20 protein-coding genes are annotated in these 23,675 nt (G+C 41.7%); 9 read left to right on the top strand and 11 right to left on the bottom strand.

What is annotated here, in order from left to right; all coding sequences use genetic code 11:
• Positions 1–42 precede the first annotated feature (42 nt).
• On the top strand, positions 43–432 hold the full coding sequence (locus tag NLF99_RS09540) for a nuclear transport factor 2 family protein (protein ID WP_254527939.1): 390 nt from the start codon (positions 43–45) through the stop codon (positions 430–432).
• Between the two features lie 1,394 nt (positions 433–1,826).
• Here NLF99_RS09540 and gap read toward each other — a convergent pair.
• The 3 genes from gap to pfkA are packed head-to-tail and all read right to left on the bottom strand — an operon-like array spanning position 1,827 to position 4,664.
• On the bottom strand, positions 1,827–2,822 hold the full coding sequence (gene gap / locus NLF99_RS09535; RefSeq protein ID WP_185214231.1) for a type I glyceraldehyde-3-phosphate dehydrogenase: 996 nt from the start codon (positions 2,820–2,822) through the stop codon (positions 1,827–1,829).
• Between the two features lie 5 nt (positions 2,823–2,827).
• Positions 2,828–3,676, bottom strand: coding sequence for a BadF/BadG/BcrA/BcrD ATPase family protein (locus NLF99_RS09530; protein ID WP_254527937.1), 849 nt, complete (start codon positions 3,674–3,676; stop codon positions 2,828–2,830).
• Between the two features lie 4 nt (positions 3,677–3,680).
• Positions 3,681–4,664, bottom strand: coding sequence for a 6-phosphofructokinase (gene pfkA, locus NLF99_RS09525; protein ID WP_185214233.1), 984 nt, complete (start codon positions 4,662–4,664; stop codon positions 3,681–3,683).
• 142 nt (positions 4,665–4,806) lie between these two features.
• Here pfkA and NLF99_RS09520 point away from each other — a divergent pair, with 142 nt between their 5' ends.
• The 5 genes from NLF99_RS09520 to NLF99_RS09500 all read left to right on the top strand — a co-directional run bounded on the left by NLF99_RS09520 (position 4,807) and on the right by NLF99_RS09500 (position 11,816).
• A complete protein-coding gene (locus tag NLF99_RS09520; protein WP_254527935.1) occupies positions 4,807–5,469 on the top strand; it encodes an NUDIX domain-containing protein in 663 nt (220 codons plus the stop codon).
• 152 nt (positions 5,470–5,621) lie between these two features.
• The gene (locus tag NLF99_RS09515; protein WP_254527933.1) at positions 5,622–6,227 is read left to right on the top strand and encodes a TetR/AcrR family transcriptional regulator; all 606 of its coding nucleotides are present in this window, start codon (positions 5,622–5,624) and stop codon (positions 6,225–6,227) included.
• A 1-nt stretch (position 6,228) separates the two neighbouring features.
• Entirely contained in the window at positions 6,229–7,548 is a 1,320-nt protein-coding gene (locus NLF99_RS09510; RefSeq protein WP_254527931.1) for a TolC family protein, read from the top strand.
• A 13-nt stretch (positions 7,549–7,561) separates the two neighbouring features.
• On the top strand, positions 7,562–8,620 hold the full coding sequence (locus tag NLF99_RS09505) for an efflux RND transporter periplasmic adaptor subunit (RefSeq protein WP_185214237.1): 1,059 nt from the start codon (positions 7,562–7,564) through the stop codon (positions 8,618–8,620).
• Positions 8,621–8,645: 25 nt separating this feature from the next.
• Positions 8,646–11,816 (top strand): efflux RND transporter permease subunit, encoded by a 3,171-nt coding sequence (locus NLF99_RS09500; protein ID WP_185214238.1) that lies wholly within the window; start codon positions 8,646–8,648, stop codon positions 11,814–11,816.
• A 418-nt stretch (positions 11,817–12,234) separates the two neighbouring features.
• Here the strand turns inward: NLF99_RS09500 and NLF99_RS09495 are convergent, their stop codons facing one another.
• Entirely contained in the window at positions 12,235–12,402 is a 168-nt protein-coding gene (locus tag NLF99_RS09495; RefSeq protein ID WP_185214239.1) for a hypothetical protein, read from the bottom strand.
• A gap of 130 nt (positions 12,403–12,532) precedes the next feature.
• Between NLF99_RS09495 and NLF99_RS09490 the strand changes: the two genes are divergently transcribed.
• A complete protein-coding gene (locus NLF99_RS09490; RefSeq protein WP_185214240.1) occupies positions 12,533–13,507 on the top strand; it encodes a YihY/virulence factor BrkB family protein in 975 nt (324 codons plus the stop codon).
• Here NLF99_RS09490 and NLF99_RS09485 read toward each other — a convergent pair whose 3' ends face one another.
• Genes NLF99_RS09485 through NLF99_RS09470 form a run of 4 tightly spaced genes read right to left on the bottom strand, consistent with a single transcriptional unit; the run spans position 13,508 to position 18,257 of the window.
• Positions 13,508–14,617: a hypothetical protein gene (locus tag NLF99_RS09485; protein ID WP_254527929.1), complete on the bottom strand. Its 1,110-nt coding sequence runs from the start codon at positions 14,615–14,617 to the stop codon at positions 13,508–13,510.
• Between the two features lie 3 nt (positions 14,618–14,620).
• Positions 14,621–15,628, bottom strand: a complete 1,008-nt coding sequence (locus NLF99_RS09480; RefSeq protein WP_254527927.1) for a glutathione synthase — start codon at positions 15,626–15,628, stop codon at positions 14,621–14,623.
• A 21-nt stretch (positions 15,629–15,649) separates the two neighbouring features.
• Positions 15,650–17,485, bottom strand: a complete 1,836-nt coding sequence (locus tag NLF99_RS09475) for a flavohemoglobin expression-modulating QEGLA motif protein (RefSeq protein ID WP_254527924.1) — start codon at positions 17,483–17,485, stop codon at positions 15,650–15,652.
• The gene (locus NLF99_RS09470) at positions 17,472–18,257 is read right to left on the bottom strand and encodes an N-formylglutamate amidohydrolase (protein ID WP_185217487.1); all 786 of its coding nucleotides are present in this window, start codon (positions 18,255–18,257) and stop codon (positions 17,472–17,474) included. The genes NLF99_RS09475 and NLF99_RS09470 overlap by 14 nt, the downstream gene beginning before the upstream one ends.
• A gap of 184 nt (positions 18,258–18,441) precedes the next feature.
• On the opposite strand from NLF99_RS09470, the gene NLF99_RS09465 reads away from it, so the two are divergent.
• A complete protein-coding gene (locus tag NLF99_RS09465) occupies positions 18,442–18,888 on the top strand; it encodes a DoxX family protein (protein ID WP_093098056.1) in 447 nt (148 codons plus the stop codon).
• Between the two features lie 147 nt (positions 18,889–19,035).
• The gene (locus tag NLF99_RS09460) at positions 19,036–19,905 is read left to right on the top strand and encodes a pirin family protein (RefSeq protein WP_254527922.1); all 870 of its coding nucleotides are present in this window, start codon (positions 19,036–19,038) and stop codon (positions 19,903–19,905) included.
• Positions 19,906–19,960: 55 nt separating this feature from the next.
• Here NLF99_RS09460 and NLF99_RS09455 read toward each other — a convergent pair whose 3' ends face one another.
• From NLF99_RS09455 to NLF99_RS09445, 3 genes are all read right to left on the bottom strand, one after another.
• A complete protein-coding gene (locus NLF99_RS09455; protein ID WP_254527920.1) occupies positions 19,961–22,282 on the bottom strand; it encodes a multicopper oxidase domain-containing protein in 2,322 nt (773 codons plus the stop codon).
• 44 nt (positions 22,283–22,326) lie between these two features.
• A complete protein-coding gene (locus NLF99_RS09450) occupies positions 22,327–23,175 on the bottom strand; it encodes a DUF3347 domain-containing protein (RefSeq protein WP_254527915.1) in 849 nt (282 codons plus the stop codon).
• Positions 23,176–23,260: 85 nt separating this feature from the next.
• The gene (locus NLF99_RS09445) at positions 23,261–23,644 is read right to left on the bottom strand and encodes a hypothetical protein (protein ID WP_185214248.1); all 384 of its coding nucleotides are present in this window, start codon (positions 23,642–23,644) and stop codon (positions 23,261–23,263) included.
• Between the last annotated feature and the right edge of the window lie 31 nt (positions 23,645–23,675).

Genomic DNA, 23,675 nt, shown 5'->3' with positions numbered 1-23,675 from the left:
TAATGTTCTAATTTTGTACAATAAACATTAAAAGAAATTATTATGACAGCAAAAGAAGTAGTAATTGCATATGCTGAAGCACTGGGAAAAGGTGATGTACCGACAGCATTTTCGTATTTTTCAAAAGGCGTTAAATGGCATCAGCCAGGCGACAATCAATTTTCTGGATTGAAAAACGGTGCTGATGAAATCGGTAAAATGATTGCTGGTATGATGGAAGTTTCCAAAGGGACCTTTGCATTAACGCCAAACAGTAATTTAATGGTCAATGGTGATTTGGTTGCAATGCCTTTGCGTTTCAGCGGTTCGATAGACGAACGCAAATTGGATATGTTAGGTGTTGATCTGTTTAAAGTGGAAAATGGAAAGATTACCGAAGTTTGGTTGTTTTCAGATGACCAAGAAGCTGAAAATGCTTTTTGGGGGAAATAGTAAAATATTATTTAAAGGACATATTGATAAAAGAGCATTCTAAAAAATGCTCTTTTTTTATTCAGGGATAAGCAAGGAAGGGAAGGGTTGGGAAATATTTCATTCCATCCAGGGGTTTTCAAAAAAAATATGGGCATAGATAGATCCGAGACCCTTCGGCGGAGCCCTCAGGGTGACACATAAAAGATGGTGAAAAATATTTCAGCCATGCTGAGGTTTGGTCATTGATTGATAACATGGGTCTACAAAGATGTCACCCACGCTGTGGGTTGGTCGTTACAAACATCCAATTTCTACAAATATTCCACCCATCCAGGGGTTTATGAATCCTAAATACCTTTATTTATCTTTAGTCATGAAAAGTTAAGAATGGTTTTGGCGTACAGGTCCTTTACCTTCGGTAAAGGATGACAGGGAATATTAGTAGAGAAGCGTACAGATTCTTCACTGTTCGTTCAGAATCAAAATGCGCTAAAGAGGGATTCAGAGTGAAACGAAGAATCTATTTTTCAACTTTTTAAGGATCCGTGTCATTCCGTAATCGTAAGATGAGGAAACTATTTCAAATGATTGTGGATAGTCCCGAGACCCTTCGGCGGAGCCCTCAGGGTGACACATAAAAGATGGTGAAAAATATTTCACCCAAGCTGTGGATTGGTCGTTACAAACATCCAATTTCTACAAATATTCCATCCATTCTAGGGGTTTATGAGTCCTAAATACCTTTATTTATCTTTAGTCATGAAAAGTTAAGAATGGTTTTGGCGTACAGGTCCTTTACCTTCGGTAAAGGATGACAGGGAATATTAGTAGAGAAGCGTACAGATTCTTCACTGTTCGTTCAGAATCAAAATGCGCTAAAGAGGGATTCAGAGTGAAACGAAGAATCTATTTTTTAACTTTTTAAGGATCCGTGTCATTCCGTAATCGTAAGATGAGGAAACTATTTCAAATGATTGTGGATAGTTCCAAGACCCTTCGGCGGAGCCCTCAGGGTGACACATAAAAGATGGTAAAAAATATTTCAGCCATGCTGTGGATTGGTCGTTGATCGATTTCCATTTTTTATAAAGATGTTCCCCATGGAGGGTTGGGTTATGGATTTGTACGCGCGAGAGTTTGAAAATCGAGGAATTTCTTTAATCAGAATTGATGTTGATGTTAGGATTGCAGAAAGCGGGCTTATGCAATAAGCTCCTACAAAATCGGCTACCTTTCCAGTGGCAAATTAAGCATAATCTTGGACCATCCTCACATCCCTTCCATCCTGGTTCAAACATGAACTTGCTTACTTTTTCGCAAAAAGTAACAACAAAAAAACAGTAGCAGCACTACGCCACTACTGTTTTTCATATAGGAATTATTCCTGTTTCCAGGAACAAATCAAATTATCCTTATAATTTACCTACTTCTTGAGCTAGGTCGATAATTTTGTTTGAGTAACCCCACTCATTATCGTACCATGATACCACTTTCACGAAGTTATCGTTCAAGGAGATACCAGCTTTAGCGTCGAAGATAGAAGTACGGGCGTCACCTAAGAAGTCAGTAGAAACTACATCATCTTCAGTGTATCCAAGGATACCTTTCAAGTCGCCTTCAGAAGCCTCTTTCATTGCTTTTTTGATGTCTTCGTAAGAAGCACCTTTTTCTAGACGTACCGTTAAGTCAACAACAGAAACGTCAGCAGTAGGAACGCGTAGAGACATACCGGTCAATTTACCTTTCAATTCAGGTAAAACAAGACCAACCGCTTTAGCAGCACCAGTTGAAGAAGGGATGATGTTTTGGTAAGCACCACGTCCACCTCTCCAGTCTTTTACTGAAGGACCGTCCACAGTTTTTTGAGTAGCAGTCACGGCGTGAACTGTAGTCATCAAACCTTCTACGATACCGAATTTGTCGTTCAATACCTTAGCGATAGGCGCTAAACAGTTTGTAGTACAAGAAGCGTTAGAAACGATGTTGTATTCTGGTTTAAGATCTTTATGGTTTACACCCATTACGAAAGTAGGAGTGTCGTCTTTAGCAGGAGCAGACATAATTACTTTCTTAGCACCAGCTTCGATATGTTTTTGAGCTAATTCTTGAGTCAAGAAGAAACCTGTAGATTCGATCACAACTTCAGCACCAACTTCATTCCATTTCAGGTTTGCAGGGTCTTTTTCAGCTGTAACGCGGATAGTTTTTCCATTAACGATCAAGTTACCGTCTTTTACTTCAACAGTACCGTCGAATTGACCATGTGTTGAATCGTATTTCAACATATATGCTAAGTAATCAGGTTCTACTAAGTCGTTGATACCTACTACTTCGATATCACTGCGTTTTACAGCAGCTCTGAATGCTAAACGGCCAATACGGCCAAATCCGTTAATTCCAATTTTCATTTTTACTAATTTTTATTTATAAAATATTTAACAAGGTTTTGTACAGGTTCCCTAATAATGGTGCCCACGGCCAGATGGTTTTCTTTGGCGATTTCGCGCAACCAATCGGCGTAATTATTAGCTACTGAACCTGTGAAATTTAAGGTTGAGTCAGGGAATGTCTCCGAAAGGGGGACCAAATAGGTCTTCACATATTTTTCGAGACCTTTTTTGATGATCCCTTCCATGTAAGGGTCATCCTTGTTTTCCAGGATGAAGTCGGCGAAAGAGGTCAGGAAGATGTTAGGGTTTGGGCTGTTGTACGTTTTGTCCAGGATGACCTTGCGGTCGATGTTGTGCTTGTGCAATAACTTTTCGCGGAATCCCTGGGGCATGGACTCGGTCAGGAAATCCTTGAGGATCTGACGTGCCTGCCAGTTTGTAGAAGCTTCATCCGCTAGGATGTAGCCCAGACCATAATTGTTCTCGACGACTTTACGTCCGTTATAATATGCAGCATTTGACCCACTGCCGATGATGCCAATGATCCCTTTTTCGTTTCCGAAGGTGGAGATTGCCGAGGCCAGCATATCGTGGCTGGCTTTGACTTTGGCATTCTTGAAGAAATTGGAAAATACCTTTTCGATCTTTTCCTGTCTTTCTTTGGAAGAGGCACCGGCGCCGAAGAAATAGATCTTGCGGATCTTTTCGGCATTGTTGATCAGTTGGGTGTTTTTATTGAGCAGCTGAAAGATAAACCTTTCATCTTGGATATAAGGGTTGATACCGGTAGTGCGGAATCCATGAAGGATCCTGCCTTTTTCGGCAAGTCGCCAATCGGCGTATCTTGATCCACTAAAAACGACTGCAATCATAAGTTTATATGTTCATTACTTCAGCAATAGTGATGAGCTCTTCATCCAGTTTGAATTCCTTGCCACGCAAAGCTTCCTCCAGAGTGGTGCTTACCATTTTGCTACCACGTATTCCTACTGTAGCGCTTCTATTGCCATTTATTAGTTCATTGACTGCGAAATATCCCATTCGGGTTGCAAGTACTCTGTCGAAACTACTTGGGGATCCTCCACGTTGTAAATGTCCTAATATACTAACTTTTGTGTCATAAAAATCAAATTTTTCTTCCACGCGTTTGGCAACATTGTAGGCGCCACCATTTTTATCACCTTCAGCAATAATAACGATCATGGAGGTTTTGTTTCGATCTTTTGCAACTTCCAACATTTCGATGAGTTCGTCGATCGCGGTATCCTTTTCAGGGAGCATAATGGCTTCTGCACCACCAGCTACACCAGCATTCAGGGCGATACATCCAGAGTCTCTACCCATTACTTCAACGAAAAACAAACGGTTATGTGATGCGGCGGTATCTTTAATTTTGTCGATGGCATCAATGACAGTATTGTTTGCCGTGTCAAAACCTAGGGTATAGTCCGTACCATATAGGTCGTTGTCGATAGTTCCTGGGATACACATCACCGGGATATCATATTCTTGGGAGAACACTTCGGCCCCTGTAAAGGTTCCATCTCCACCGATTGCCACCAAAGCGTCAATCCCCACTCTTTTAATATTTTCGTACGCTTTTTTACGTCCTTCAGGAGTTCTAAATTCGGGGCAGCGAGCAGATTTCAAAATAGTTCCACCTTTTTGAAGGATAGAACTTACCGAGCGACTTACCATTTCGGTGAAATCTCCCTCGATCATTCCTTCGTATCCCCTAAATATACCTGTTACTTTGAGGTCGTTAAAAAGTGCTGTTCGAACTACTGCGCGAATGGCTGCATTCATGCCTGGAGCGTCTCCTCCTGATGTATAAACGCCAATCCTTCGTATCTTGTTCATTAGGTCTTTCTTATTTTTTAGAAATACGAATATAATGTGTATTTCTTACACTATTAAATTTTTTTAGTAATTTGTTTGTGTAATTCTTATTATTGTTGAGGTTTTAGGGGAAACAATTGATCAATTAAAATAAATTTAGATTTTGCAAACACATTTTACCATAGATTGTGTCATTCTGACATTTGATGAGGGCCAACTAAAAGTATTGTTAGCGGAAAGAAATGAATATCCTTACAAGGATTGGTGGGCTCTACCGGGCTATTTTGTGAATAAATACGAGGAAATGGCCGATGCTGTGGCCCGTATCCTATTCGAGATGACTGGGTTAAAGTATATTTACATGGATCAATTGGCCGCCTTTGCCGGGGTCAAGCGACATCCCGAAGGGCGGATCCTAACGGTTGCTTACATGGCTTTGGTACAGATGGAAGAGGTCAAGAATAAAATTTCCTCGGGCGGTACCTATATGCGTCAGCTGAAATGGTTTCCTGTAACAGAATTGCCTGACCTGGCCTTTGACCACAAAGATATTATAGAGCTGAGCTTGGACCGACTCAAGAAAACGGTCACTTTTTCTACCACTCCCTATGAGTTATTGCCAGCCAAGTTTACCCTGACCCAATTGCAGCAAGTCTACGAGGCCTTACTCAACAAACAGCTAGATAAAAGGAACTTTAGGAAAAAAATCAATAATCTGGGTTATCTCAAAGAATTGAATGAATTCCAAAAAGGAGTATCCTATCGTGCAGCAAAGCTGTATTCATTCGACAAGAAAAAATTCCACAAAATCTTTAGCCAGGACTAAAAACAACTTCCTTAAATTTTTGTCTAAACGTAGGTCCTATGTTAAAAAAGTGTTAATCGTCACTTTTTTGACAAAGGGATGATATTATTTATTTTCTATTTTATACTTTTGAACAATTTTTAGAAAAAGTCAAAAATAAAAAAGGTATAAAAATGGAGAACCGTAAGGATCAAATCATTGATGCAGCGTTGAAACGCTTCTCTCATTTTGGTTTTCATAAAACCACAATGAATGAAATTGCCGATGATCTGCGAATTACAAAAGCCAATCTTTACTATTATTACCCAGATAAGTCAACTTTTATTTTAGATGTATTGATAAAGATTGGAAATGATGTGTATGCAGGAGAGAAGGAGATTGTAGAGTCCTATTCAGGCGACCTGATGAAGACGATGACGGATGTATTGGAATATAGGGCTGCTTATACCCGCAAATATTATGTGTTGCATATCTGTGAGAACCTGGACTGGATCAAAGGTCTGGACTTGAACGAGGTGATGGAGGAGTTCTATAAACGTGAGGTGGCCTTGATCAAGATGCTTTTCCAACGTTCGATAGAAGCTGCCGAATTGATCATGGATGATGTGGAAGGATGTGCACAGACTCTAGTAGAAATACAGAAAGGCCTTGGGATTATTCATACCATTTCGGATGTCATTACAGGCATTCCGAATGAGGCGAATGTAGACAAGATCGTAGAGAGTCAAAAAAGAGCGCTAAAACTAATTTTCGAAGCACGAATAGCTAGCAACAAATAGAATGAATAAAACAAAACTTATGGCCCTTATGGTAGCGGGAATGCTATCCGGATCATTGTTACATGCACAAGAGACCTTAACCTTGCAGGAAGCGGTAAAATTTGCATTGGAGAATAAAGCTGAAGCCAAAAAGGCGATGCTGGACCTAGAAAACTCGGAGTACCAAATCGACGAGGTTAGGGCAGGAGCTTTACCACAAATCAACGGCTCGGCAAGTGTAAAATACAATGCCATCATCCCAAGTATGCCCTTGGAAGTTGGTGGACAGACCCAATACCTTAAAATGGGTCAGCCTTGGAACTCCACTGCTGGACTTTCAGTGAACCAACAGATCTTTAACCAATCTTTGTTCACTGGCTTGAAAGCAGCAAAGACCACGCGCGAATTTTATATAATCAACAGACAGTTGACCGATGAATCCTTGATCGAGAAAGTGGCCAATGCGTATTACGATGTTTTCCAAACGCAACTGCAATTGGAAACCATTGACAATAACTTGGAAAATACCAATAAGACCAAGACGGTAATTGAAGGTTTGGTTACTGCGGGTATCGCAAGACAGATCGACTTAGATCGTATCATAGTAAACATCAACAACTTGGTTGCACAGAGACAGATCGTTGTCAATGCATTGGAACTAAAGGAAAATGCCTTGAAGTTTGCGATAGGTATGCCAATCGAAACAGATATTGAATTGCCAGAAGAAACATTTGATGTAAATCTGGAAATGGCAACATCAACCATGGATTTATCAGGTAGGACCGAGATCAAGTTGATGGAAAAACAAGCTGAATTATTGGAGCTGAACAGGAAGAGCATGAAAGCGGCCTATTATCCATCGTTGTCATTTGGTGGTGATATCGGTTACCAAGGTTTCGGTCAAGGGATTCCGGGAAGCAATGACTTCAAATGGTTCCCAACATCAGGACTAGGCTTGAACCTATCCATTCCAATCTTCAATGGTGGTTCTACCAAAGCGAAGATCAATCAGGCAACCATCCAGATCAAACAATTGGAGGTTGATATTGAAGATACACGTCTTGGACTGAACTTGGCCAATGAAAATGCGAAAGCGCAGATCAAGAACAGTTTATTGACCGTGGATGCGAACAGAAGAAACGTTGACCTGTCAAAAGAAGTTTTGGATGATACCCAGAACAACTACCGTAACGGTTTGGCAACCTTGACCGAGCTTTTGGATGCAGAGAATGCACTGGCTACGGCAGAGAACAACCTGAATACCTCATTGTTGAATTATAAAATTGCCGAGATCCAGTTGATCAAAGCAAACGGACAGTTAAAAACATTAGTAAACGAATAATATAACCACATAAATGAAACGTACATTAATTACCCTAATTGTTATCATTGCTGCTGGAGCAGGTATCTACTTTATCCTCCAAAAGAATAAAGCAAAAAATGATGCAGATACAGCTGCGGTAGCTGAGAAGAATGCTGCAGTGGCAGTTCGTATCGATACGGCTGAGAATAGCAATATGAGCTTAGAATACCTAGCGAACGGTACTTTTATGCCAAAACAAGAAGTAACGGTAGCAGCAGAAACTGGTGGTCGTGTGGTTCGTGTTATGGTTGATGAAGGATCAAGAGTTTCAGCAGGACAGACTTTGGCAATCGTGGAAGGCGATAAGCTGAACGTGAATGTTGCTAATGCGCAGGCAAGTTATGATAATGCGCTAGCGAACCTACAACGTTATGAGAATGCCCTGAGCACTGGTGGTGTTACTCAACAACAAGTGGATCAAATGCGCCTTCAGTTTGAAAGTTCGAAAAATAACCTGAAAAGTGCAAAATTGACTGCTGGTGACGTAACGATCAAAACATCGGTTGCAGGTATCGTGAATTCCCGTAAGATTGAACCAGGTGCTTATGTAAGCCCAGGTACTCCGGCATTTGATATCGTAAATGTGAGCACTTTGAAATTGCGTGTGAATGTTGACGAAAAGAATGTTGCAACCCTACGAGTGGGACAGGTTGTAAACGTAAGAGTGAGTGTATATGCTGACAGAGAGTTTACTGGAAAGATTACTTTCATTGCACCTAAGTCCGATGGAAGCTTAAACTTCCCAGTGGAGATCGAGATTGCGAACAACCCGAACAATGAATTGCGTGCAGGTATGTACGGAACTGCTGTATTCGGAGCAAGCGGTACTTCAAGCGTATTAGTGGTTCCTAGAACAGCATTCGTAGGTAGTATTTCGGATAACAAAGTATTCGTTTTGAAAAACGGAAAAGCAGTAGAATCAGAGGTTGTAGCAGGTAGAAGCTTTGGTGATAATATTGAGGTTCTTAGCGGTTTACAAGCTGGTGACCAAGTTATTGTTTCAGGTCAGATCAACTTGTTTAACAACTCACCTGTTGAAATCATTAAATAATTTGTGCTAAGAACGAACTCATAAAATGAAGATTACTGAAATATCGATAAAACGTCCGAGTCTAATCATAGTATTGTTCATACTATTGACATTAGGCGGGATATTCTCATATACCCAATTGGGTTATGAGTTGATACCTAAGTTTGAGGTAAACGTAATTACCATCCAAACCGTGTATCCAGGTGCTTCACCTTCCGAGGTTGAGAGTACTGTAACCAAGAAAATTGAGGATGCCGTATCCTCGTTGGAAAATATCAAGAAATTGGAATCCACTTCCTTGGAGAACGTTTCGATCGTAATGATTACCCTGAATGATGGAGCGGATGTCAACTTCCTGCTCACAGATGCCCAGCGGAAGATCAATGCGGTCCTCAATGACCTCCCTGAAGATGTCGAGGCTCCATCCTTGAATAAATTCTCCCTGGATGATATCGCCATCATGAGTTTGGCGGTGACTTCCAACCAATCTGAGAAAGAATTGTACGACCTGTTGGACAACAAGATACAGCCGATCTTTGCGCGTATCTCTGGTGTTGCAAAAGTAGACATGGTCGGTGGTGAAGAACGTGAAATCCAGGTTTCCGTAGATCCACAAAAAGCAGAAGGTTATGGAGTTTCCATTTCCCAGATCCAGAACGTAATTGCACAGTCCAATTTGGACTTTCCTACGGGTAACGTGAGCACACGTGAGTCTAGAACGACAATCCGTTTGGCAGGTAAAGTTGTGGATGTTGAAGAGTTGAGAAACTTGCCTATTACCACGCCTACAGGTGTAACGATCTTCTTGAGAGATGTTGCCGATGTTCAGGATGGTATCAAGGAAATCGAAAAAATCGCTCGTTTGGACCGTAAGAATACCATTCTATTACAGGTATTCAAGCAGTCGGATGCGAATGCGGTTGAGGTTTCCAAATTGGTAAAAGAAACCATTGAAACTGTTCAGGTAGATTACAAAACAGATAATATTCAGATCAAAGTTGCGAACGATTCAACGGATTATACCTTGAATGCAGCAGACAACGTAATCCACGATTTAATGATCGCGATTGCCTTGGTAGGTTTTATCATGTTGTTCTTCTTGCACAGTTTGAGAAATGCGGCGATCACCATGATTGCGATTCCGTTATCCTTGGTGGCAACCTTTATCGGTCTGTTATTGATGGGATATACCTTGAACTTGATGTCCTTGTTAGGTCTTTCCCTAGTGGTAGGTATCTTGGTCGATGATGCGATCGTTGTAATCGAGAATATCCACCGCCATATGGAGATGGGTAAGAATAAGGTTCGTGCAGCTTATGATGGAGCAAAAGAGATTGGATTTACCGTATCGGCGATTACCTTGGTTATCGTGGTGGTATTCTTGCCTATTGCGATGTCAACCGGTTTGGTAGCTAACATCCTAGCACAGTTCTGTGTGACGGTAATTATTTCGACCTTATTATCCTTATTGGTTTCCTTTACCGTGGTGCCTTGGTTGTATTCACGTTTCGGAAAATTAGAGCATATCAATCCTAATTCCTTTATCGGAAAGATTGTACATGGTTTTGAAGCAGGATTGACAGCATTCACGCACTGGATCACAGGTATCCTTGAATGGTGTTTGAAAAACTGGAAAACCAAATTGGCAACCTTGTTTATCGCTTTGGTTCTATTCTTCGGTTCATTCGCATTGGTAGGACTTGGATATATCGGTACTGACTTCTTCCCGGCATCAGATAAGGGAGAATTCATGATCCAGTTGGAATTGGAGAAGGATGCGTCTTTGGAGAAAACCAACTTCCTGACACAAAAAGCAGAATCGATTATCGAGTCTAAACCAGAAGTGGAAAGTATCATTACCACAGTAGGTCAATCCTCTGATGGGGTAATGTCTACAGCAGGTTCACGCTATAAGTCAGAGATCCACGTGATCTTAAAAGATACCTATACAGAAAGTTCGAAGGTTTATTCAGCTCGTTTGAAACGTGAGTTGGAGAATAAATTGATCGGTTCCAAAGTTACGGCCGTAAACATGGGCTTGATGGGAGCAGAGCAGGCACCTTTGAAATTGACCGTAATGGGTTCAGATTTGGAAGATGCACGTGAGTTTGCGATCAAGGCGGAAGAGATTTTACGCAATATCCCTGGAGCTACAGGTGTGAAATTGACTTCGGAAGATGGTAACCCTGAGATCCGTGTTCAAGTGGACCGTGATAAGATGACTTCACTTGGATTGAATGTGGCTACTGTAGGTATGACCATGCAGACAGCATTCTCGGGTAACACGGACAATAAATTCCGTGCAGGTGATAACGAATATGATATCAATATCCGTTTCGCTGAGAGTGGAAGAGCAAATATCAATGATGTGAGAACCTTGAAGTTTATCAATAATCAAGGGGCTACCATTTCACTGGATCAGTTTGCAACCGTAGGTTACGGATCAGGACCAACATTATTGGAACGTCGTGATAAATCACCGGCGGTATCTATCCAAGGTTCGGTAGTTGGTCGCCCAATGGGTACCGTAGCTGCTGAATGGGAAGAAGGATTCTCTAAGTTGGAGCGTAAGCCTGGTGTAGTATATGTATGGGGTGGTAACATGGAAAGTCAAACTGAAGGTTTCGGTACCTTAGGAGTAGCTTTGATTGCATCCATCTTATTGGTGTACTTGGTTATGGTTGCTCTTTACGATAGTTTCTCTACTCCATTTGTGGTATTGTTCTCGATTCCATTGTCATTCATCGGAGCGTTATTGTTGCTAGCATTAACGAACCAGACCTTGAACATCTTTACCATCTTGGGTATTATCATGTTGATCGGTTTGGTGGCGAAGAATGCGATCCTATTGGTTGACTTTGCCAACCATAGAAAAGAACATGGGGACAGTACACATGACGCTTTGGTTGCTGCCAACCATGCCCGTCTACGTCCGATCTTGATGACAACCATCGCGATGGTTTTCGGTATGATCCCGATTGCATTGGCGACAGGTGATGGTGCGGATACCAACAGAGGTTTAGCGATTGTAATTATCGGGGGACTTTTATCGTCTCTATTATTGACCTTAGTTGTCGTGCCGGTAGTTTACTCGATCTTCGATGGTTTCGGTCGTCGTTGGGGTAAGAAAGAAAAAACGGATTATGCTGAATTGATGGAAGCGGATTATGTTCCAAACGAACATTATGTTGACGAAATGGAAGTTAAGCATAACTAAACTTGAACAATTAATTTTCTAAATACCAAAGGCCTGGAATTCGTTTCAGGCCTTTTTTATTGATAATAGGTAAATTTTAGCGTCCATTTTTGCTGGAAATGGATTAGAAATTGATGGAAATCGACGGAAAAGCAGGTGGTTAAACATGTAATTTATTTCTGGTAAAATCATTGTTTTTTGTGGTTTTAAGACAGATTTATGGTTTTTTGAGACCGATAAAACCTTTACTTTTTTTAGAAATATATCCTTCTCTCGTGAAATTTACCGTACTTGGTACAAAGCAAATTCCTCCAACGAATCGAATTAAATTTGAAATCGATTTTTTGGGTCGAGATATTTAAAGATCACACACACTAACTATTATGCTAACGGCCTGAATCCGCAAGGATACAGGCCGTTTAATTTTTTCCGTTTTCTTTTAATCGCCATCGTGGTCATCGACCTTATTGGGGTTAGGAGGGAGCGGATTGGTATCACCTTCCGGACGCTTTCCGGTATCCGATTGTACTTTTTCGTTGTCCTCCCTTGGTTGTTCAGGTTTGTCTTTTTCTAATTCTTCAGGTCTTGTTTCTTTCTGTTTGCTCATGATCTGTGTATTAATTGTTTCTATGCTTAGAACAAGAGAGGCAGCTTTATGTTCGGAACAATTGTTGATTGCATAAGCAAACATTTTAATTTGATGGATGTTTCTAACAGATAGAGAGCAACGATAATTTATGGAAAAACAAGAAAGCAAAGGATTTTTTAAGGATACATTTCAAATATTAAAGAATACTGTCATGGGATTTATGAATGAGGACAGTATGAAATACAGCGCTTCACTAGCTTATTATACGATATTTTCACTTGGTCCCATATTGGTTTTGATGATTTCCCTGGCAGGGATCTTTTATGGAGAGGATGCCATCAAAGGTAAGTTGTTTTCAGAGTTGAATGAGCTTGTTGGGCTGACCGCTGCCCGTCAGATTCAGGACGTCATCAAGAACCTGAGTCTTTCTGGTAAATCTAATCTGGCCCTTATCGTCAGTATCGTGACCTTGATCATCGGTGCCACCACAGTATTTGGGGATATGCAAAACTCCATCAATAAGATTTGGCATGTCAAGGCTAAACCCAAAAAGGGCTGGTTAAAGATGATTATGGACCGTTTGCTTTCTTCTTCCTTGATCATTGGATTGGGATTCTTATTGGTCGTGACTTTGGTTGTCAATGGTATTATCCTGGCCTTTACCGATAGGTTATTACGATTTTTCCCGGATATGACGGTCTATGTGATGGATTTAATCAATTTTGCATTGACCTTCGGTATCACTTTTATCCTCTTTGCCGTGATCTTTAAGGTGCTACCCGATGTGACCATCAGCTGGAGGCCTGTAAAGGCAGGAGCCCTTTTTACAGCTATATTGTTCGCTATTGGCCGTTTTGGAATTGGTTTTTATCTACAATCATCCGACACGGAGTCTACCTATGGTACTGCGGCATCCATTGTCTTGATCTTGTTATGGGTGTACTATACGGCCGCCATCCTTTATTTTGGAGCCATATTTACCCGAGAGTTTGCTACGTTCCATGGCATCAGTATTGAACCATCGGAATATGCGGTTCATGTAGAATTAAAAGAGATAGAAAGGAATGTCAGTGAAATCCCCCCCGCGCCACTAACTGAGGAGGAAAGGGTTATTGAAAAATAATCAATTGAAGATGCTGTCTATAGGAATCCAGATAAATCTTGGGCGGTAAACGGAGGCTTTCTTCCACCATAGTCTTTCACTGTAGGTATTGACGTTATAACTGACCAATACGCTGTTGTTTTTCCTGATCTGAGGATGGAACATGGCATTGTAGGTGAATAGGCTATCTGATTTAAGTTCGGGTTCATTGATTTGATAGAGCAGTTTCTCCTGTGCAAATGGTCCTTGGAAATTATCAGCGGTATAGGAAAGGATCTTTCCAGGTATCTGATAGCGATCTTGGTTGATCAATACAATCTTGCCATTGAGCTCCAGAACACTGAATTGCTCGGAAACCATACTGTTTATGCCCTTGATGGCTTGGCTTTTATCAGCTTCTTTTACCCAATTGCTACCATTCCAATATTCTAATTTTTCTAATCTGCTCCCTTTTATGCGAGCTCGCATAACATGCAATTCCGACCTGAAGTTTTTGTTGTCTGCTTTCGAACCATAGATATAGAGCACATTATCTTTTCGGAGGATGGCATGTCCATAATGAATTGGGTTACTGCCTGCAATAAATGGAGAACGATCTAGAATGTTATAGTTCACAGGGTCCAGCAACAGGAAATCACAGCCTTCATATTGAAAGGCAAATGGTCCTTTCTCGTTAGCTTTCTTGCTGTATTTGGCCATAAATACCAGTAGCTTTTCCTTGTAGATTATTGCATCTCCTGGCCAATACCAGTACTTGCCTTTTTCTTCTTCCTTCACATCAATAAAGGAACTGGGTTGATCAAAATTTCCGGAATATAGGCTTCTGATGGAATCCTTGCTCATGAGCGTTGCGGTATTCCCTAAGATAAACTTTGATGGCTGCTGCCTGATATTATCTTTGATAGGGCCAAGGAAAGAGTCTCCCCAGAGGAAGAGCGATTTTCCTTGGCCTAGATCTATTGAAATGCTTCCATCTGCTCCTGATATCCCAATAGGGTTTTCTGGCAGCAGCAGGTCTGTAAATGCGCTATCTACCTGAATGGTATCCCTTAAAGCTACCTGTGAAGCCTCAGCTTGGTTGATGGCCGTTATGACCACAAGTAAAAGGCTCCATTTTGAAAGCTTCTTCATCAATTATTTATTGTAAAAATCCTTGACCTTTTTCTCTAAATCCATGATGATGGCATTTGCAAAGTCCTTCTTTAAAATTTGTGAAGCATGGTATAAAGCACCTGGGCTGAATACATTCACCTCCATGATCTTGTCGCCAACGATATCTAAACCAACTAGGTACATGTTATCATCTTTAAGCTGTTGGGATACCTTGCCAACGAGGTTCAGGATATTTTCATCAATGATAGCTTCTTCCGGTTTAGCCCCTTGGTGGATATTGCTACGGATTTCATCTTCTTTTTGGACTCTCCTGACTGCGGCATACTTTCCATCGACGATCAATGGTTCGCCATCCATCATAAAGAATCTAATATCGCCTTTTTTTGCTTCAGGAAGGTATTCCTGTGCAATGACATAACCGTCCCTAGCAATGGCCTCTACGGTTTGTTTTAGGTTTTGGCGTTCTTTATAGTCGATCATAAAGACATTTTTGCCTCCGGAACCTTTTAAGGGTTTAAGGATGATCTTATCCTTTTGCTCCTCCAAGAAACGAAGGACATCGTCGTGGTTTCTGGTGACCAAGGTTTTGGGACGAACGGATTTTGGAAAATTCTCCAGATAGAGTTTGTTGTTGGCTTGGACCAAATAATCAGGGTCATTGATAACATAGCGACCATTCCTTTTGACGATCTGTGCAAACTGGATTCCCGCTGCTGCGGCCCAAGGTCTATTGAGCATGTCCAGGGTAGGGTCAAACCTAAGCCAAAGGACATCGATCTCGCCTAAATCGACCAAGGTCTTTTCAGCATCTTTCAGGTGTTTTACAAAATCTGCTCCATTGCTGAGGCCATGTTCGGGGTTAATGACGCGGCAATGCGCCAATACGGTCTGTTCATCTTCATAAACAAAATCTGCCAAGCCAATGTAAAGAACGGAATGTCCTCTTTCAAGGGCTTTGAGGGCCAGCATGGTCGTCGTGAATTTTTCCTCTTCTTTGTGAGACTGGTTGATTAAGATCGCTATTTTCATATATGTTGTTGAAAAAATTTCTTATTGAATTAATTTAAAAATGCTGCCTTTCCTTTTCACGTCCTTCCATTGTGGACTGAACTCTGGGAAGAGGTAGCGTGGTGTGATAGCAGGGGGGATCAAGATTTCCTTTTGGAGGAGATCCTTGATAATGGGCAGGTAATCCTTTCGGATTTTTCCCATCATGAGCAGGTGTACATTGTTGCCATCCTTCAGGTAATTCAGCAGCTCCATAATCCCTTTCAGGTAAAGGGCATCCTTGGTCAGGCCACCACCCCGATAAACGCGCATGACGATCTGAAAGGCCGTTTCGGGCTGAAAACTATATTGTTCAACGAGCATGTTGAAGGTGTCGATAAATGAATTTCCCAAAAGCATGTTCTGCACGGCAATAACACGTGCTGCAATGATGCGCAAGCGATCATTGTTCAATCCGCCTACAATGTATTCCGCCAATACGGCAAGTCCTTCCTGCAGTTCTTCATAGCCGGGAACACCTAAGCTGAAGATGCTCAACGGTTGCTGTCGTCCATTGAAATAAGTGACCACATGGGTTCCGATCTCATGCTGGATCAAGGCTTCAGCCCGCTTGCGGGTCAGTCTATATTCCTTGCTGATGTTCAGAACGCCGCGGTTGACCATCACGCCAGAGATATCCTCACGGACTCGGACAGGACTGTTGAATTCCTGGTTCTGCCTCTGTAAAAACTTGATTTCATCCCTTGCCAGTTTTGCAAACTCATTTGCACTGATATAGTCATCGCTTTTTTTGATCGGTTCTTCGGGTTCCGTGACCATCAGGATGGCCATAGCTGACTTGTATAGTTTCTCTGAGACGTTGCCAAAGACCTGTAGACTGCCGTGCAGGAAGTCCTCCTTGCCACGATCGGCAATCATGCTGACCATAGAGTCCAATTCGGTCCGCTTATCCCGAAAGATATAGGCCATGGTAGGATCGTAAATATCTTCTATTCGAAGATTGTACAGTCTCCGCTTGACCAAGTCGGGGTCAATGTGCATGGGCCTATAGAGGAACTTGGGTGTTTTCCAGTACTTGTCTTTTTTGAACTGTAACCAGGCTTCATGCGCATTCAATGGAGTCACCATCAAGAGAAAGTCGAATTTGGTGCTTTCCTGGGCCAATGATTTATCGATATCGATCATCAAGGGCGTGAGTTCCTGATGGAAGTTGAGCCTTTGTGCTGTGGCATTGAGATGGGTGTAGACGCGCAGGAACTCAAAGAACAATCGGGAAAGGGACTTCGCTAGAGTTTCGCGATATAAGCGCATCAAGATCGGTAAGACCTGATCCTCATCTTCAATATAATTCTGTTTTATGGAAAGCCCCATATAGAGAATCTGCTTGTTCTGTAATTCTTTCTTGCTGAACAGAGCTGAAACATCCAAAGGTTGAGGGATATTAAGATCCTTCGCCAGGGAAACATTGATTTCACGGGCTTCCTTTTTGATGTTCTTCTGAAAATATTCAGCCAGCGGCAGCATATCCTTTTGCCCCACATGGACCATGATATCCTCCTTCTGTCCCGGTTCAGCAGTCCATGCCTCGACTAACAGACATGCGCCAAACTCTTCAGCCAGCCGCTGGGATATAGGTTTAATCCATTCCTCCAGATCAAATTCCTTGGACCGACAGACAATGCTGGCATTTTCCGTTTTGGCGAGATCCACCAACATCTTGTCCCTCTTTTCTGCACTGGGCACTCTGTAAATAAAGATATAGGGAACAATTTTGTTGAAGATGAACTTGCCTACGTTGGGAATCTGATAATGGACTGCATTCCGCTTATTGATAGCGTTTAAGATTCTTAAAAGGGGTTTGTTCTTATCTTGAATCATTTTTAAAGTACTGTTTTAAGACCTGGATTGAATTCATTAGAAGTTGTTTGCAGGAGACTACCCTTGGAAGGTCAGGAGCACCGGTCCACTCGTCCATAAAATCCTTTCGGAATTCGATGGATAGGACACAGCCATATGCTCCGAATTTTTTGTTGATCAACTGGGATAGGTATCCTCCCTTAAATTTAATGTTTTCTCGAATATCAATCGGTCCATCGTACAAGCTATCCTTGCTGATGAAACCCATTAACTGATCAATCAGGGGTTGCCACTTTGGGTCGACATAGGCTGTTCCAAGGTTGATTTGCGGATTGATTTCGGTGTCAACTTCTTCCTCAGATCCATTGCGCTTGGCATTATAGCTATGGATATCATACACTACAAAATAGCCATATTGGTCGATGGTCTCTTGGATCTGCTCTTCAATTTCCTGATAGATGTTTTTATGGTCTAGGTAGAGTTCTGTAACAATATTTTCGGGAAGGCTGTCTTTCCAGACCTGCAGTCCCCAAGCTTGATCGGGACGCAGATATACCGAATCTTCAATCTTTCGGTTGAGATCAAGTTGGAACCGTGAGGAGCCGACGATAAATTGATTCATAGGTAATTCAGCCATGACAGCTGTAAATGGATCCTCCTCACGCAGTCTTTCACTTTCATTGAGATTGATATATGGGTCAATAAAAGGATCGATCTGCTGTCCATCATGAATCGCAAAAGCCCAAAAGGGGCTATCTATTCTTTTAATGAAATACTTGGTGAATTTTGCCATAAATATCTTTTCTACTTTAATGAACAATAAATCCATTAATTAGTTTTCTGGAAGGTTTCGAGAGGTTTATTGATTTTAGGGAAAAGCGAGGTTTGCTAATTATTTTACAAAAAATTATTAAATACATAATATCAAGGTCTTTATCTGCGTTTTAGTTTTATAACCAGTTAAAAAGGAGGTTGTTATGAACCTAATTCAACGCATTGAACATTGGGGAGATGCCCATCATCCGAGATGGATCGATTTTATGAGGATTGTTCTCGGGATTCTGATCTTTGCAAAAGGAATAAGCTTTATTATGGATCGTGATTCAGTCGCTACTTTGATCGAGAAGACACATTTTCAATTATCCATTTGGAGTGCAGTTCACTATGTGGTGTTTGCCCACCTTGTTGGCGGGATATTCATCGCATTGGGACTTTGTACCCGATTGGCGGTAGCTCTACAGATTCCCATCCTGATAGGAGCGGTATTCTTTGTGAACATTACGAATGGATTCAGCTTTTTGAATTCGGAATTTTGGTTGTCCCTAGTGGTACTTTTACTCCTTATCTATTTCTTGATCGTAGGTTCAGGGCCAATGTCACTGGACAAAGCGATGGATAAGCCAGGTTATAAAAGACAAATTTAATAGGTTAGAAAACCTATAAAGATTTCTTAGTTTTATTTGGAAAGGCCTTGTTAGCAAGGCCTTATTTTTTTGCTTTACTTATTACCATAGGTCAACGCTTTCCGGTTAAGGAAGGGTTAACTTTGTATTACTAATAAGGAGAATACCATGAAAGAAAAACAAATTGAAAGGATTATTAAACCTGGAATGCCACATTTTGTCGGGGATGGTTTTAGAGTGCATAGTTTTATTCCTTCTGCTATTCCAATGCAGAGAATGGATCCATTTATTGTATTTGATTATAACTCAAAATATAACTTTCCAGCGAGTGAAATCCCAAAAGGGGTAGGAGTGCATCCACACCGTGGATTTGAAACGGTGACCTTAGCCTATAAGGGCAGGGTAGAGCATGCGGACAGCAGTGGCGGTGGTGGAATTATCGGTGAGGGTGATGTACAATGGATGACCGCTGCTTCTGGTGTATTGCATAAAGAATTCCATGAATCGGAATGGAGCAAGAATGGTGGTGAATTTCAAATGGTGCAATTATGGGTAAACCTTCCAGCTGCACATAAGATGTCGACACCAAAATATCAGGCTTTGGAAAATAAGAACATCCCAAAGGTTGATATAGATGGTGGCTTAGGATATATTGAGGTTGTGGCGGGTGAATACCAAGGAACCAAGGGTGCTGCGAGTACCTTTTCGCCTGTGAACTTATTCAATGCTAAGTTGAAGGCCACGGCTAAAGTAGATTTTGAATTTCCAGAGAACTTTAATACGGGATTGTTAGTTCTAGAAGGCTCTGTCAAGGTCAATGGACAGGATGTTGCAAGCGATCATTTTGTTTTGTTTGCAAACAAGGGTGAAAAGATCGAGTTGGAAGCTGCCGAGGATGCATTAGTCTTGGTTTTGAGTGGCGAACCGATCAATGAGCCCATCGCAGCTTATGGTCCATTTGTCATGAATACCGAGGATGAGATCAAACAAGCGTTCCGTGATTTTCAAACTGGCAAATTCGGTTACCTGGAAGATTAATATTTCCATCGATAAATAAACAAGGGTAGAACATGTTGTTCTACCCTTGTTGCTTTTAATAGTTAACCGACAATCCTACTCCAAATCCCATGTCCGAATCATAATGGGTTCGGACCCCTAAATTCTTGGTCAGGATATAACGCAGGTCGCCCATGTATTCTAGATCGGAGTTGACCATCACTCCGGCTCTTAATCTTTTGGTTACTGGTATGTCCTCACGCATCAATTGCAATCGGACATTTCCATCATGGTATACTTCGGCCTGGAATCTCACCAACATAGGCAGCATATAGGTAAAACCGGCAGAGAGTAAAGCTCTTTCGTTTTTGCTGTTCCGCTGTCCGAAGATGTTCTTTTCTGGACCATGTTTGTCCATTCTCCTATAGCGATAGTCAAAACCGATAAAAGGCATGAACCATTGCATCTTTCCAATGTATCGGCCTAGATGGGTTTCGACCTCATAGCCGTGCATATCAGAATAGCCTAATCGCCATTCGGTAGTGAGGCTATATCGGGTGTTGTGCAACATCAATTCGCCATCGTTTCCATTGGTCGCAAAATCATTTTGGATCATGAAGTGCTTCATGTTGCTTTCTTTTTGCAATTCGCGATATGCCCATGCTTTATTTGGCAGATATGGATTTGGCTGTTGGTCTTCGGTGCTGAACACGCGGTTCATCCCTGCCATCATATGGTAAAGGATATGGCAATGGAAGAACCAATCCCCTTCCACATTGGATAGGAATTCAATGGTATCTGTTTCCATAGGCATAATATCCAAGACATTCTTTAATGGCGCATAATCTCCCTGACCATTGATTACCCTAAAGTCATGTCCATGCAGGTGCATGGGGTGTCGCATCATTGAATTGTTGTACAGGATGATCCTTAGGATTTCGCCTTCCTTTATGAGGATTTTGTCGCTTTCGGCAAGAACTTTATTGTCCATGCTCCAAACATATCGGTTCATGTTACCTGTCAACTCAAACTTCATTTCCCTAATTGGGGCATCTTTTGGCAGGGTTGTCTTCGTAGGAGATCGAAGCATACCATAGTTTAAGGTCACGATATCGGAACTAGCATGTTGACTATGGTCCATAGCTTCCATTTTGGAATGGTCATGCCTGGTTGCTTGTTCCTCCTTATTTCCCATATCATGCATGGAATGATCTTCCTTGTGGGAAGAGCTGTCCTGGGCTCCATGGTTTTGATGATCTTGATGTCCTTTCTGATCTTGGATCTCAGGATACATGACGGTATTCATGTCCATTTTCTGCAGGCTCATCTTCATCCCCATATCGTCGAGGTCGCCATTCATTTTCATCATGTCGTTCATCATCTTCATTCCTTCGAAGTATTTCAACTTCGGTAAAGGACTGACCAATTGCTTTACACCGGAACCCAAATACATGGAAACATGATTGGTCCTGTCTTCAGGAGTTGCCATAAATTCATAGGCGAAGCCATCTTCCGGAATGGTCACAACGATATCATAGGTTTCTGAAACTCCGACAATCAAACGGTCGACTTCGACTGGTTCTACATCATTGCCATCATTGGCTACCACCGTGATTTTCCCACCGGCATAAGTCAGCCAGAAATAGGAGGAAGCACCGGCATTGATAACTCTCAGCCTTACCTTATCCCCAGCTTTGAACTGCGAATATGTCTGCTCTGATGTACCATTCAACAAGAAACGGTCATAATACACATCACTGACATCCATGGCCAGCATGCGCTTCCATTCGTTGGTAAGCTTGGTTTTAAAATGGCCCTCCTTGATTGCCTCTGCATAACTTTGGGTTGCATTCTTCTTGATGGCAAACCAGTCGTTGGCATTGTGGAGCATTCGGTGCACATTATCGGGGTCCATATTGGTCCACTCGCTTAATACAATCGGGATTTCAGGAAGGTCATCTATCCCTTTTCTAAAATTGGGGTCCTCAGGTCTTTTTTTCAGGATCATCGCACCGTACATACCGATCTGCTCCTGCATACCGGAATGGCTATGGTACCAATGGGTCCCGTCTTGGATGATCGGAAACCGATAGGTAAAGCTGCTGTTTGGAGCGATCGGCATCTGAGTCAAAAAAGGAACTCCATCTTCCTTGTTCGGTAAATAGACGCCATGCCAGTGTAGGGAAGTCCCTTCCTTGAGTTTGTTGTGTACATGGATTTCTGCAGTATCACCTTCAGTAAAGGTCAATGTAGGCATAGGGATCATGCCATTCACTGCCACCGCCCTACGATCCTTACCTGCATAGTTTACCATGCTGTCTGTTACATTCAGGTCGTAACGCACAACTTTTTGGGAAAAACCAACTGTTGAGCATAGCAAAAATGTACAGATCAATATGTATTTGATTTGTTCTCTCATGAATACCTCTTACGTGTTTAAATAATAGATTTACAGCAATGGTTTTAGATTTTTTCCTTTACCTCGCCGCAGCTCATCATTTTAGATCCGTAATAAGGGTTTTTAATTGCCTCCTCATTGCTTAGCCAATGTGCACCTTTATTGTTGTTTGCCATCGGGCAATATTGCCAATAAAGGCCTTCACTTGCTTTTGAAGGTTTGGCCAATTCATACATATGGTTGGAAAGGGCCATGAAAGTATTTCTTTGGCTTTCCAGTTTGCCATCCTTTGAAATTGCTGTAGATGCCTTTTCCAAGCTTCCTTTCACTTTCATCCATTGCTTGTGTTCATTGTCTGCAAGTGCTTTCATGTCTACTTTTAGAATGCTTTGGCCTAGCTTCTCGGCAGCAATCGCTGCTTTTTTCTGGTCACTGCTCACTAAGGCATCCTTCAAGGTCAGATAATTTTGGAATACAGGCGCTAGCCCTTTAGCTTGGCCTGCATCTTCATGCTGAGCAGCTGCCTTAGGCATGTTATTGTGGTTCATCTGAGCATGTGGCCCACCTTTCACCTCGTGGTTTCTGTCGTATCTGCAACATTCGTGCAGGTTGGCATATACATCGTCTGGTGACCTGAATTGCGCATTGTCATATCCCGCCTGGGCAATTTTCTTCAAAACAGCTTCCTCACTGGTCTTTGTTGTATCAAAGGTGATTTCGGCTTGTTTCTGTTTGGTGTCCCATGTTACTTTTGCGATTTTGCCTTCCGAACCATTCGTTTCAATAGTCTTTTTGCACATTCCGCAATTGCCGTTTACGGCTACCGTTACTGTTTTTGCATTGTTGATTTGAGCTATACTAGCATTTATACCTAAGCCCAGGATAAGGCCTAAGATTAAGAATATCTTTTTCATCTTTTAATTTTTTAATACATATAAATAACCTGGCAAACCTGATTTGCCAATAAATTCTAAAACCAATAGGTTTTTGTAGCTTGTATTAAACTATTTTGGGAGGGATGAAAATCGAAGAATATCCGGTGGTTTCTTGAAAAACCAATAATGTAGATATCTTTTCCCTATGAGTAGGGATATGGAAGTGAAATTCAAATGAAGGGTTGGAATAGAGGCAACAGCTATGGTTTGCCATCATTGGACAGCAGCAGGTGCTATCGCCACAGTTACTGTTGTCTTTATTGCTCTCAGGTTGATCGTGGGCTTCAGTGTCGCAACAACTATGCTCATCAGCAGTATGATGTTGGTCAGTTTCACAATTTGTTTCCACAGCGATCTTTTCCTGATGTTCCGTACAAGCAAATGTAAGCTTGGGGCTGATCAAGGCAATGAGTGTGAAACAGATTATGTAAACTATCTTCGTCATCATGTGATATTTACAAAGCTAGGGAAAAAAATCA

The organism is Sphingobacterium sp. LZ11T8, from assembly GCF_024261425.1.
GTDB lineage: Bacteria > Bacteroidota > Bacteroidia > Sphingobacteriales > Sphingobacteriaceae > Sphingobacterium.
Note: the sequence above shows the minus strand (reverse complement) of the source record. Positions and strands in the feature narration are given on the sequence as shown.

What these genes read in the sequence shown, in the direction of transcription:
- NLF99_RS09540 (WP_254527939.1), top strand. Translation starts at nt 43, where the DNA reads ATGACAGCAAAAGAAGTAGTAATTGCATATGCTGAAGCACTGGGAAAA.
- gap (WP_185214231.1), bottom strand. Translation starts at nt 2,822, where the DNA reads ATGAAAATTGGAATTAACGGATTTGGCCGTATTGGCCGTTTAGCATTC.
- NLF99_RS09530 (WP_254527937.1), bottom strand. Translation starts at nt 3,676, where the DNA reads ATGATTGCAGTCGTTTTTAGTGGATCAAGATACGCCGATTGGCGACTT.
- pfkA (WP_185214233.1), bottom strand. Translation starts at nt 4,664, where the DNA reads ATGAACAAGATACGAAGGATTGGCGTTTATACATCAGGAGGAGACGCT.
- NLF99_RS09515 (WP_254527933.1), top strand. Translation starts at nt 5,622, where the DNA reads ATGGAGAACCGTAAGGATCAAATCATTGATGCAGCGTTGAAACGCTTC.
- NLF99_RS09510 (WP_254527931.1), top strand. Translation starts at nt 6,229, where the DNA reads ATGAATAAAACAAAACTTATGGCCCTTATGGTAGCGGGAATGCTATCC.
- NLF99_RS09505 (WP_185214237.1), top strand. Translation starts at nt 7,562, where the DNA reads ATGAAACGTACATTAATTACCCTAATTGTTATCATTGCTGCTGGAGCA.
- NLF99_RS09500 (WP_185214238.1), top strand. Translation starts at nt 8,646, where the DNA reads ATGAAGATTACTGAAATATCGATAAAACGTCCGAGTCTAATCATAGTA.
- NLF99_RS09495 (WP_185214239.1), bottom strand. Translation starts at nt 12,402, where the DNA reads ATGAGCAAACAGAAAGAAACAAGACCTGAAGAATTAGAAAAAGACAAA.
- NLF99_RS09490 (WP_185214240.1), top strand. Translation starts at nt 12,533, where the DNA reads ATGGAAAAACAAGAAAGCAAAGGATTTTTTAAGGATACATTTCAAATA.
- NLF99_RS09485 (WP_254527929.1), bottom strand. Translation starts at nt 14,617, where the DNA reads ATGAAGAAGCTTTCAAAATGGAGCCTTTTACTTGTGGTCATAACGGCC.
- NLF99_RS09480 (WP_254527927.1), bottom strand. Translation starts at nt 15,628, where the DNA reads ATGAAAATAGCGATCTTAATCAACCAGTCTCACAAAGAAGAGGAAAAA.
- NLF99_RS09475 (WP_254527924.1), bottom strand. Translation starts at nt 17,485, where the DNA reads ATGATTCAAGATAAGAACAAACCCCTTTTAAGAATCTTAAACGCTATC.
- NLF99_RS09470 (WP_185217487.1), bottom strand. Translation starts at nt 18,257, where the DNA reads ATGGCAAAATTCACCAAGTATTTCATTAAAAGAATAGATAGCCCCTTT.
- NLF99_RS09465 (WP_093098056.1), top strand. Translation starts at nt 18,442, where the DNA reads ATGAACCTAATTCAACGCATTGAACATTGGGGAGATGCCCATCATCCG.
- NLF99_RS09460 (WP_254527922.1), top strand. Translation starts at nt 19,036, where the DNA reads ATGAAAGAAAAACAAATTGAAAGGATTATTAAACCTGGAATGCCACAT.
- NLF99_RS09455 (WP_254527920.1), bottom strand. Translation starts at nt 22,282, where the DNA reads ATGAGAGAACAAATCAAATACATATTGATCTGTACATTTTTGCTATGC.
- NLF99_RS09450 (WP_254527915.1), bottom strand. Translation starts at nt 23,175, where the DNA reads ATGAAAAAGATATTCTTAATCTTAGGCCTTATCCTGGGCTTAGGTATA.
- NLF99_RS09445 (WP_185214248.1), bottom strand. Translation starts at nt 23,644, where the DNA reads ATGATGACGAAGATAGTTTACATAATCTGTTTCACACTCATTGCCTTG.